This window comes from Salegentibacter haimaensis (assembly GCF_054121495.1).
In genome coordinates this window covers 1-10,472 of the sequence record NZ_JBSYGH010000026.1, presented here as the reverse complement: position 1 = coordinate 10,472, position 10,472 = coordinate 1, and the positions used below count along the sequence as shown (strand labels likewise).

10 protein-coding genes are annotated in these 10,472 nt (G+C 40.1%); 2 read left to right on the top strand and 8 right to left on the bottom strand.

Annotation, left to right across the window (positions count from 1 at the left end; genetic code table 11):
- Positions 1-302: 302 nt before the first annotated feature.
- The 7 genes from ACW6QP_RS15170 to ACW6QP_RS15140 form a co-directional block, all read right to left on the bottom strand.
- A complete protein-coding gene (locus ACW6QP_RS15170) occupies positions 303-941 on the bottom strand; it encodes an HmuY family protein (RefSeq protein WP_457911727.1) in 639 nt (212 codons plus the stop codon).
- Positions 942-972: 31 nt separating this feature from the next.
- A complete protein-coding gene (locus tag ACW6QP_RS15165) occupies positions 973-3,255 on the bottom strand; it encodes a TonB-dependent receptor (protein ID WP_457911726.1) in 2,283 nt (760 codons plus the stop codon).
- 2 nt (positions 3,256-3,257) lie between these two features.
- Complete coding sequence (locus ACW6QP_RS15160) at positions 3,258-4,343, bottom strand: hemin-degrading factor (RefSeq protein ID WP_457911725.1); 1,086 nt, start codon at positions 4,341-4,343, stop codon at positions 3,258-3,260.
- A 54-nt stretch (positions 4,344-4,397) separates the two neighbouring features.
- On the bottom strand, positions 4,398-5,228 hold the full coding sequence (locus ACW6QP_RS15155; protein WP_457911724.1) for a heme ABC transporter ATP-binding protein: 831 nt from the start codon (positions 5,226-5,228) through the stop codon (positions 4,398-4,400).
- Positions 5,228-6,295 (bottom strand): FecCD family ABC transporter permease, encoded by a 1,068-nt coding sequence (locus tag ACW6QP_RS15150; protein ID WP_457911723.1) that lies wholly within the window; start codon positions 6,293-6,295, stop codon positions 5,228-5,230. The genes ACW6QP_RS15155 and ACW6QP_RS15150 overlap by 1 nt, the downstream gene beginning before the upstream one ends.
- A complete protein-coding gene (locus ACW6QP_RS15145; RefSeq protein WP_457911722.1) occupies positions 6,292-7,128 on the bottom strand; it encodes a heme/hemin ABC transporter substrate-binding protein in 837 nt (278 codons plus the stop codon). Before ACW6QP_RS15145 ends, ACW6QP_RS15150 begins: the two co-directional genes overlap by 4 nt.
- A gap of 188 nt (positions 7,129-7,316) precedes the next feature.
- Entirely contained in the window at positions 7,317-7,973 is a 657-nt protein-coding gene (locus tag ACW6QP_RS15140; protein ID WP_457911721.1) for a response regulator transcription factor, read from the bottom strand.
- Positions 7,974-8,534: 561 nt separating this feature from the next.
- On the opposite strand from ACW6QP_RS15140, the gene ACW6QP_RS15135 reads away from it, so the two are divergent.
- Together ACW6QP_RS15135 and ACW6QP_RS15130 are read left to right on the top strand one after the other, a co-directional pair.
- Positions 8,535-8,780: a carboxypeptidase-like regulatory domain-containing protein gene (locus ACW6QP_RS15135; protein WP_457911720.1), complete on the top strand. Its 246-nt coding sequence runs from the start codon at positions 8,535-8,537 to the stop codon at positions 8,778-8,780.
- Positions 8,781-9,118: 338 nt separating this feature from the next.
- Positions 9,119-9,373: a hypothetical protein gene (locus ACW6QP_RS15130; protein ID WP_457911719.1), complete on the top strand. Its 255-nt coding sequence runs from the start codon at positions 9,119-9,121 to the stop codon at positions 9,371-9,373.
- 130 nt (positions 9,374-9,503) lie between these two features.
- Here the strand turns inward: ACW6QP_RS15130 and ACW6QP_RS15125 are convergent.
- On the bottom strand, positions 9,504-10,472 hold a 969-nt coding region (locus ACW6QP_RS15125; RefSeq protein WP_457911718.1), incomplete at its 5' end, for an IS256 family transposase.

Genomic DNA, 10,472 nt, shown 5'->3' with positions numbered 1-10,472 from the left:
TTTTTCATGTTTCTAAGATATTTGTTTTGTAACAAACAGTCTTAAATTTTATGTCCGAGTAAAGGTAGCAACTCCAGAAGAAGGGCGGTATCAAAATGTATACGATGATCAACGCATTGGAGGACGTCCCTTGTCCGGTCCGTTTTAGTAGTGCCGCAACCCACGACCATACCTTTTAAAGGAACTAAATCTAGAAAAAGGTTATTTTGTGCCTCTCGAAAACCGCGAATTGATTCGCGGTTTCGGAGGACTTTTACAAGCCTGTTTTTATTAAGGAGGCTTGGTCAGGCTTTCATTATCAATTAGAAATTAAGATCGCCATTTTCCTGTACAACATACCGGAAGGTATAGTACCTGCTAGCTGGCCGTGAATCAAGGTCAGCAAATTCAGCTGTGGAAGTATCTGGGTTTCCTTTATAATAGCTTATGATTTCAACTTTAGCAAAATTTCCTTCTCCTGTGGTTAACATGATAACTTTTCCGGGAATAGGCAATACTGCGTATTTGGGTGTACCCCCACCTCCAGTGTAAGTATACCAGCCGTTGCCATTACCGGCAGGAATTGCCAAGGATTCTTCACTGTCTATTGCATAGCCTGCTTCCGGTGCAGAATCCATATCTTCGAAAATACCATCTATTACCTGGGCCGATCCTTCACCTGGACCCGAAGCACCTCCGTTAACAAGAATTGTTGTACCGGCAAAAGCCAGGTCCCATTTGGTAGAAGTTGAATCAGATTTTTGCAGCACCTTGCCGTTTTCCAGGTCGAAAAAAGTGAAATTACTGGTTGCTCCGTGCCCGGCATCAGGGTCTGCAGGAATATCAACAGCTGTTTGTTCTTCCAGAATCACCGTTTCCAGGGTTTCCTCTTTTTCACATGACATAAAGCCAAGGGATGTAACAAGAAGTAATAAACGAAATTTGGTTGTTTTTGTTTTCATTTTAATAATCATTTAGAGTTTATTTTTTGTATTATGAAAGGTTTAGTCGAATTCCTCCATACCAGATTCTTCCAGGCAGGGAAGGTTCAAAAGGGTTTGTTCTGTTTAAGATATTATTAACCCCGGCCTCGAGGGTGAGCCAGCTAAACATATCTTTGTTTAGGGCAAGGTTAAGAAGCAGATATTCATCTGCATATTCACTGGGTATGTCTATAACTCCATTACCGTTAGAGTCACCCAAACCCCATCGGCCCCGGTAAATGGCTCTTAATGCTAAATCAAAACGATGTTCTATATTAGAATAGAAGAGTTTTGCATTTCCCGAGTGGCGGGAACGGTTTGGAAGCCCACCATAATCCGAAAGTTTAACCGCAATGGTTCGGTTAGTAGCGAGATCCCGCCTAAAGATTTTTCCCTCTTCTATTTTCTCAATATCTTTTAAATTTCGAGAATCTAAATATTGGTAGCCAAAAGACACTTGTAGATTTCGGAAAAGAGGATAATTACCTTTAATTTCTATACCCTGTGTAATTACTTCCTCAAAGTTGAAATAGCTAAATACGTTTTGCCCGTTGGTTTTTCGTGCAATAGGTGCAGCCTCAATTAGGTTGTTAATCTCGTTGCGAAAAAGATTTACTTCCCCATTAAACTTTCCGGCACTCAAATCAAATCCTACGTTGTATGCAATAGAACTTTCGGCTTCAATAGTCTCCATAGTAGCAGGATCAATGAACACCCCGTCTATCTGTCCCTGTTCCTGAAGATTTTTCATTTGTTCGAGTACTATACTGGAGCCAATTACAGTGTAGCCGGAAACGGGATTAGTGAAATTCAGCAGTAACTGGCGAAAGTCTGGAGCTTTATAGCCTCCTCCAAAAGAAGCCTGCAACTTTAACCAGTCAAATAGATTATAACCGGCAGCAAGTTTAGGACTAAACCTTGAAGAATATTCGCTATGCGTATCATAGCGCCCTCCTAAAATAAGATCAAAATCATCACCAGCAGAAAACTGGTGCTGCAGGAAAGCGTAATGAGCCTTAAATTCATTAACATCGGCATAACGCGTGGCTTCGACTGTTTCTATTGTCTGCCCCGCACCTACTGTAGTAATGTGTTTATTGCTGATGTTATAATTGTAAACAATCTCCGAACGGTTAAAAAGCTGGTCGAAATAATTTTCTTCATATAATGCCCCATCAGATTGATAACGTAATTCAGTCTCTGTTCGGTAGCCAGTGGTATAGCTGCGAAGCTTCAATTCATGTCGTTTGCCAAGCTGAATTTCAAGAGTGGGCATAAGATTCCAGTCTTCGCGCCTACTATCGTCATTTATCCTAAACGATTCTTCACCCTGAAGAACAGTTGTAGTGTTCTCCTGACTTTCTTTATAGAATCGGCTGTTTAAACTTAGCTTTACCGCTTTAGAAATACGAAAAGCAATTTTAGGATTAAAGGTGTAAGCTTGGTATGGCGGCACGGTCATTGATGGTGTATCCGGAGTCAAATCATACCCTTCACTGCTTAACCTGTTGGCAAACAAAGAAGCCGAAAGTTTTCCTGCTTTGTAATTAAGAGTGGTATTTAAGTCTGAAGTGCCGAAGGAACGATACTGGGAACGAATGGCAGTAGAAAAACCTTCATCAGGGTTTTTTGTGATAATATTAATTACTCCTGCCATGGCTTCACTCCCATACAAAGAAGAGGAAGGGCCTTTTATGATCTCAACCCGCTCAATATTATCAACAGCCAGCCGATTTAGTTCCAGAGTGCCTGCGGTGCGTCCGATTACCGGCTCTCCATCGATCAGGAAAAGGATATATTCAGAGGTGAGTCCCTGCATCTGGACACCTGTGCCGTGATCTGAGGTTATTTGAAGCCCTGTTTGTTCTTGCAGTACCTCGCTAAGCCGTAAAGCACTTATGGCAGCGATTTCTTCAGCATTTACAATATCTACGGGCAAGGGTATATCATCTATGCTCCGTTTTGTTCGCGTGGCAGTAACCATGACTTCTTTTAACTTTTGCACATCCTCCTTAATAGTAATAGAAACAGGCTCTTCCACAGGCACTCTTACAGGCTGCTTCACCGGGTGATATCCTATGGATTTTACTAGTAAAGTGAATATACCTTCAGGCATTTCAAGTACAAAATTGCCCTGACCATCTGTGATAGTCCCTTTTCCTGCTCCCTGTACACTGGCATAAACCATCCCTTCCCCATTCTGATTAATAACTCTACCCATTACTTTGTAGCTGGTTTGGGCAAGAACAGCAAAAGGGATTAGCATTAGTAAACTGGTGAAAATAAACTTCATATCTACTCCTGTATTTCACTCAATGATTCCACCAGTTGCTTCCATTCAGTCAGTTCCGGACGACCCGGTTTTCTAAACCCAAAGAATTGTACTGCGAGCTCGCCCTTGTTATCATAGCATTCTAAAGAAGTTATATCACCATCTTTTGTGGGTTTTTTAACCACCCAAGCATTATTAATAAAATCAATTCGGAGGTGCATGTTGAAATTGGGGTCGAGTACATTGAGCCATTTTTCTGCGCCCGCATGACCTCTTTCTAAGAGTCGAATAGAGCGTACCCTATCTTGGTGGATCTGGATATTCCCCCTGTTGCCGGCAAAGATCATGATAGGCAGTTTTTGTCGGGCAGCTTTTTTGAGCATCTCCTTAATAGACGAAACTGAAATCGCATAAGTAAATCTATCTTCAGCTATTTCAATGGCATTAATACGGTCTACATTATACTTCTTCAGCAACGGGAAAAAAGAATGGGTATCTCTTAGATTTGACCAATCGTCTAAGAATGATGATTTATCTATTTCACGGGAGAACTCGTTTTTATCATAGGTGAATAGTTCCTGTTCCTGGCTTTGATCTTCCGCTTTTAAATCAGTTAAGATTTCCTCGTAAGCGTTATAATTACTCTCTTCCTGAAGATAGATTTTAAGGATTGCCTGCCCTTCGTGATCAAAAATTTGAAGACTAGTAAGCAGTTGGTCCTCTTTTTTTTGTTTGACGGCAAAGGCTACGTACCAGGATTTAAGAAAAACCCGGGCCTCAATTGGACCAATGACAGTAGCTATGGCGTGTTTACCCTTTCCGGCCACTCGAATTTTTTCAAAAGCACCTTTATGTTCCAGAATACAACTATTGTTGCGAGTAAGTGCCATAATCCGACCTAGTTGAGGAAGACGCTTTAAGAGCGCTGCCCATTCCGGCTTTAACCTAATTGCTTCTTTACCCACAAGGGTAGCTAATAATTGAGCCTCACTTAAACTAAGTTCCGCAGCCGCTTCCCTGATACGAATTCCGGGCATGCTCTCCTGAATTCGGGTCCAGTCTTGCTTTATTTGATTTGGCGATTGTTGTTTAAATAATGTATTTTTCATTTTGTAAATGGTTGAAAGTTGATAGATTTTTTATGATGCCCAACAGGTTAATTTTTATAATCTAGCCTCTACTATTTTATGAGACAGGTTAAAATGATGTTTTTGTCCCCTTCCGGTGTTGCTGTCTGGAACTACAATGAGCTGTCCCTGGTGTTCAAGTAAATTTACTGGGTGGCCAAATGTTTCTTCTATTATTTTTCGGGAAGCGACTTCTTTCACCTCACCATAAGCCACGGCCTTTCCTTTCTTTAGAAAAAGAAGGTCATCAGCATATTGAATGGCAAGGTTAAGATCATGAAGCACAGCGATAACAGCAATGTTTTGCCGGCAGAGCCTCCTGGCCAGGGACAGTAGAACATGTTGCTGGGCCAAATCAAGACTTGCTGTAGGTTCATCAAGCAACACATATTTTGGATGTTCAGATTTCTCCCAGATTTGTGCCATTACCCGTGCCATTTGTACCCGTTGCTTTTCTCCTCCGGAAAGTGTCTGAAAGATTCTTCCCTTAAAAGCATTAAGTCCACACAATTTCATTACCTCTTCAATAATTGCCTGGTTTTTTGCAGCCGAGCTCCGGTGGGCATACCTGCCAACTTCTATGATTTGCTCTACAGTAAATGGAAAGTTGACCACCGTTTGCTGGGGAAGAATCGCTCTTGAGAGCGACAGCTCACGATTCTTGTAATGCCGAAGCGGATTACCGTTTAAGGTTATTTCACCTGAATAATTAGAGGACTCCCCGGAAATAATTTTTAGTAAAGTTGTTTTACCTGCACCGTTGGGTCCAACTACCGCAGTAAATTTTCCTGGCTCCAGTTGGAAAGAACAGTCATCAAGCAAAATGTCTCTTTTTATTTGTTTTCCTATGTGTTTCGCTTTCAGCATCAAATGAGGTGTTTCTTTTTGGACGATATTAACAGGAATATAAAAAATGGGGTACCAATAACTGCTGTAACCACGCCTATTGGAAGTTCGGCCGGAGCCACTATAGTTCTAGCGAATAAATCGGCCAGAATCAGTAAGCACGCACCGCCCAGAGCTGAGGCAGGAAGCACAAGCGTATGGTCTGAATTAAAGCTTATCCTGATGATATGGGGCACTACAAGTCCTATAAAGCCAATGATACCTGTAAAAGCAACAGAAGTCCCTACAGCGAGCGCGCTTAGCAAAACTGCCCAAAGCTTCACTTTTTCAACAGCAACGCCGGAGTGAAAGGCCTCAGATTCACCCAATGCTATTGCATTGAGAGACCGCCCCATACCAATTAGTCCAATACAGGCCAGCACAATCAAAGGAAAAAGGATTTTAAGTTTATTCCAAGTAGCTACACTAAGGTCCCCCAGTGTCCAGAAGGTGTAGGTGCGAAGTTGCACATCGTCTGCATAAAAAATGGAAAGCCCTATAACGGCTCCGGCCAGTGAGGTAATTGCCACTCCTGCAAGAATTAAGTAGGTAATTTGAGTTTTGCCTTCATGACTGCTTAACCTAAGTGTAACAAAGGTGGCTAGTACTCCTCCTGCAAAAGCAAAGACAGGCATAAGCCAAAAGCTATAATTTTCAACAAAATGCGGTGCTACTGCTCCTACAAACGTGATAATAATGATGGCACCCAGAGCTGCACCACTAGAAACACCAATTATTCCCGGCTCGACCAAAGGATTCCTAAAGAGCCCCTGAAGGGCCGCACCACTAAGTCCTAATGCCATCCCAATAAGAACAGTAAGCAACATTCGCGGAAGACGTATGTTGAGCAAAACCAGCTCCTGGGTCTTATCGATTTCTTGGAACAGACCCAGCTTTTGACCAGAAATCTGTACAATTTCCATTGGAGAAATAGGTACTGCACCTATAGCCATAGAACTTATCATTAGCAAAACAAGAAGACCTGATAACAGGATCAAAACTGTTTTTGTAGATTCACGCTTTTTTATATAAACCACTTCTCTCATCATTTAATTGATTGTGGATGGGTAAGTTGAAAAAGCTTTAGAGCTGCCTCGGCTATCCTTGGACCCCAGCTAGTGAGCAAAACACCATCCATGGCAATAATTTGTTTCTTTTTCCCCGCCGTAGTCTGTTGGACCCCACTTATATTTAATGCCTGGTCTATTCCTCCAATACTGGCGAGGCCTGAATTAAAAAACAGGATATAATCAGGATTAGTCATTATAAGAGATTCGGCATTTAAGGGTTTGTAGCCTTCAATATCTGGCACGGCGTTTTGAACCCCTGCCAATTCCAGAATGTTAAAACCTGAATTTTCACCTGCTACCTGAAGATTTCCTTCTCCCCGGGCGTAAACACAAAGTACCCGGGGACGCTTTGAGGTAGCTGCCACTTTTTTCTTTACTTCTTCGAGATCAGATTTTATTTGCCTGATAAGCTTTTTCCCTTTTTCTTTTTCATCTAAAGCTTCCGAAATAGCATTTATGGTTGTTTCTGTATTCTTTAAAGTACCATTTTGTTCGACAACCAGGGTTTTTATTCCTGTTGATCTAAGCTGACTTATCACATCATCTTTAACATAACCATTTTCAAAGATTACCAGATCCGGCCTTTGACTGATAATTCCTTCCGCGCTAATCCCGCTTCGGTACCCAATGGAGGGTAATGCCTGAAGCATTTCAGGATAAATACTGGTGCGATCTGTAGCCACAATGTTTTCACACATCCCTAAAGCACAGACGATTTCAGAAGAGGAACTACCCGCAGTGACGATTCGCTGCTGAGCATTAATTGAATGAGCGGCTAAAAACATTATGTATATTAAGAGCTGTTTTTTCATTATTATTCTTATTTAGATTTATTAAATATAGGGGCAAATATATAGATATTACCTACCCGATGTCAATCCCCATTTTGGTGAAATATAATTACCTATTTTGGTGATTTAACACTAGAATTAGTGATAGAATTATAGTATTGGAATGATTTAGTCACCTAAAGAAATATTAGCTTATTTTAAGCAGAATATTAACCTTTATTGTAATCTATAGTGACTAGCCTTTGTTCAACTGCATAGGCTATAAGATGGATAGGAGAGCTAAGTTTTAGCTTTTTAAGAATGTTTTTACGGTGGGAATTTACCGTATGCACACTGATATGAAGCTGTTTTGCAATTTTCTTGGTGGTATGCCCTTGGGCAATCTGCTTTAAAACCTGAAGCTCACGTTGAGATAAAGAGGTTGAACCTTGTCTGGAAGTTTGATCTTGATCTACAAAAAAATCTAGAATAAATGCGCTGTAAAAGCGATTACCTGCGGCAATTGTTTTAAGGGCATTAACAAAATCCCTTTCACTGCAATCCTTTATTAAAATTCCTTTCACTCCTGTCTTGATAAGAGACTTAATTACATTAGAGTCTCGACTATTAGTAACAACTAATAGTCTGAGACTAAACTTTTGTTGAAAATGGCTTATTTTATCAAGAAAACAAGAAGAATTATTAGTAGCCTCCAAAATAAGCAAATTCGGCTGAAGAGATAATACCTGGTTCTCGAGTTCTTCTAAACTGTTGCTCAGTGCTACTAGATCAAATCCCGGTGTTTCTTCAATTAATGAGGCAAGGGCTTTTCTTGTTAAACATTGAAAATCTGCCAATACAACTCTAATGTCTGAAGTTTTTGTCACAATTTAAAATCATTCTAAAGAGGGTCAAATCTATGTTATTTTTTATTCGGAAAAAAATTATTTAGAATTATTATAAATAAGTCTTTCTAAAAAGGGTAAACTATTCTGGATTTCCCTTTTCTTGCGATAGGGAGTTTTTAACCTTGACATTTCATACTTAAAGGCAAGCTTAACTTTCCCCTGTTCTTAAATTGCTAAGAATTTGGTTGAGAATATTGAATTCGTTTACCGCCACATCTCATATCGCCAGCCTTCGTCAAGTTTTTAGTATAATTACCAACGTTGCGAAGACTTGAAATAGCTTTACGACAAAAATAGCAGTACATAAAGGAGGAGATCAATTAGACCGGTAGCTATAAATTAGTATTGAATCCAAATATTTCTCTTCTCAGGCAAGCTTTGGTATCCATTTGTTCTGCCAGGGCATTAAACTTACGCCAGATGGGTACATGTGTTCCAGATAAAAAAGTGTCTTTGGAAAATTTTCTTCAGAAAAAGTATATATGAAAATATTTTTGGATTTAAAAATACAAATTTAAAAAAAATAAACTCTATTTTTAGATGTGTCTAAATATAGATTATAATTTTATGAATAATTGTCAGATACTGTGCCTTCTATTTAGCCTTCCTTTGTTTTCACAAAACAGTGGGATCCGGGGAAGCGTTACTACTGCCGGAGAGCCCCTGGAATTGGTCAGTATTGTGGTGGAACAGTCAAACAGAGGCACCACTACCGGAGAAGGTGGTACATATATTTTGGACAACCTTCCTCCTGAATCCTACATCATTAAAGCCATATCTTTATGATTCATTACTCAGGAAAAAACAATTACAATCAGAACCGAGGAAGCCATAGTTATAAATTTTGAACTAAGTCCGGACAGAAATGAGCTGGGAGAGATCTTAATTATTGATAAAAGAGCAGGACTCAACAGAAAAGCCCTTATAACATCTTAGACATTGAAATGCAGGGATTACAGGCTTCCGGTTCCCCCGAAGGCCTTATGAGTGTTTTAAGGGAAGTACCCGGAGTTTACGGGACTGAGCTAGGCCAGGGGAACTTTAAAAAGATCGATTAAGTTCTACGCAGAAACTAAAACAAATATTATAAATGATGACAATAAAAATGAATTTGAGGTACCTTTTTGTCTATTAATTTTGGTAATGTCATCCTCTTGCGAGTATGGCAGGCGGAGGAACAAATGAATAAGTTTAATACTCAGGTCAAAGATCTTGACTCAATGGTAAATGAGAGAATTAAAAAAGTAAATGAATTAGATTCAATTTTTCCTAAAACAGGCAGAAGACTTAAAGAAGCCGATACCTTAATTAAAGATGCTTCCTCAACCTTAGATTCCCTGCAACAAAAAGTTAAGGATATTGAAAACATTTTAAATTAAGTCTAAGATATTAGGGTTTAGTGCAAGAACTTATTGGAATATTGGGTCTGTAAATTAAACTCTGTCTGATGTTTCAATTCCTCTGGGGCTAGCCCCAGAGGAATTGGCGTTTATGGCCAGCGGTATCCGGTCATTTAATATAAAATTGCTGGATCGTAAGGCTCCAATTATGCAAAGGAGCGGTCCATTTCTTCTCAATGTTTCTTGTGGCCAGGTAGACCAGCTTGAGCAGCGACATATCATTGGTAAATGCACCTTTGGTCTTGGTAACTTTCCTGATTTGGCGATGGAAGCCCTCTACGGCATTGGTAGTATAAATAATCTTTCTAATGGGCTCTGTGTATTCAAAATACTGGGAGAGCTGCTCCCAGTTACGCTGCCAGCTTTCAATGACCACAGGATATTTACTTCCCCATTTCTCTTCCAGGTTCAATAGCTCATCTTCGGCTACAGCTTTAGTGACGGCCCTATAGACCTTTTTCAGATCTTTCATAAATTCCTTCTGATCCTTCGAGGCGATATACTTCAATGAATTACGGATTTGATGTACAATACAAAGTTGAACCTGAGCCTTTGGGTAAACGCTTAAGATGGCCTGTGTAAAGCCTTTGAGATTATCCGTACAGGCAATCAGGATATCCTGTAATCCACGGTTATGAAGATCGGTTAAAACCTGTAGCCAAAAATTAGCACCTTCACTTTCGGAAATGTACATCCCCAGAATTTCCTTTTTTCCTTCTTTTGTAATCCCCAGGATGTTATAGAGTGCTTTGTGGGTAATCTTTCCATCCACTTTAACTTTATAATGCATGGCATCAAGCCAAACAATGCAGTAGAGCGGCTCTAAAGGACGACTTTGCCAGGCTTTGATATCAGGAATGATCTGATCGGTGATCTGGCTTAAAACCGTATGGGAAATATCGGTATCGTACATTTCTTTGATATGCCCGGAGATGTCACGGTAGCTCATTCCAAGGCCATAAAGACCGATGATTTTTTCTGAAAGATTATCCGCCAGAATCGTCTGTCTCTTTTTGACCAGTTCCGGCTGGAAGCTGCTTTGACGGTCTTCAGGGGTTTCAATATCAAAAGAACCAAA

Coding starts and splice junctions, on each gene's coding strand:
- ACW6QP_RS15165 (WP_457911726.1), bottom strand. CDS start 3,255: ATGAAGTTTATTTTCACCAGTTTACTAATGCTAATCCCTTTTGCTGTT.
- ACW6QP_RS15170 (WP_457911727.1), bottom strand. CDS start 941: ATGAAAACAAAAACAACCAAATTTCGTTTATTACTTCTTGTTACATCC.
- ACW6QP_RS15155 (WP_457911724.1), bottom strand. CDS start 5,228: ATGCTGAAAGCGAAACACATAGGAAAACAAATAAAAAGAGACATTTTG.
- ACW6QP_RS15145 (WP_457911722.1), bottom strand. CDS start 7,128: ATGAAAAAACAGCTCTTAATATACATAATGTTTTTAGCCGCTCATTCA.
- ACW6QP_RS15135 (WP_457911720.1), top strand. CDS start 8,535: ATGTGTCTAAATATAGATTATAATTTTATGAATAATTGTCAGATACTG.
- ACW6QP_RS15150 (WP_457911723.1), bottom strand. CDS start 6,295: ATGATGAGAGAAGTGGTTTATATAAAAAAGCGTGAATCTACAAAAACA.
- ACW6QP_RS15160 (WP_457911725.1), bottom strand. CDS start 4,343: ATGAAAAATACATTATTTAAACAACAATCGCCAAATCAAATAAAGCAA.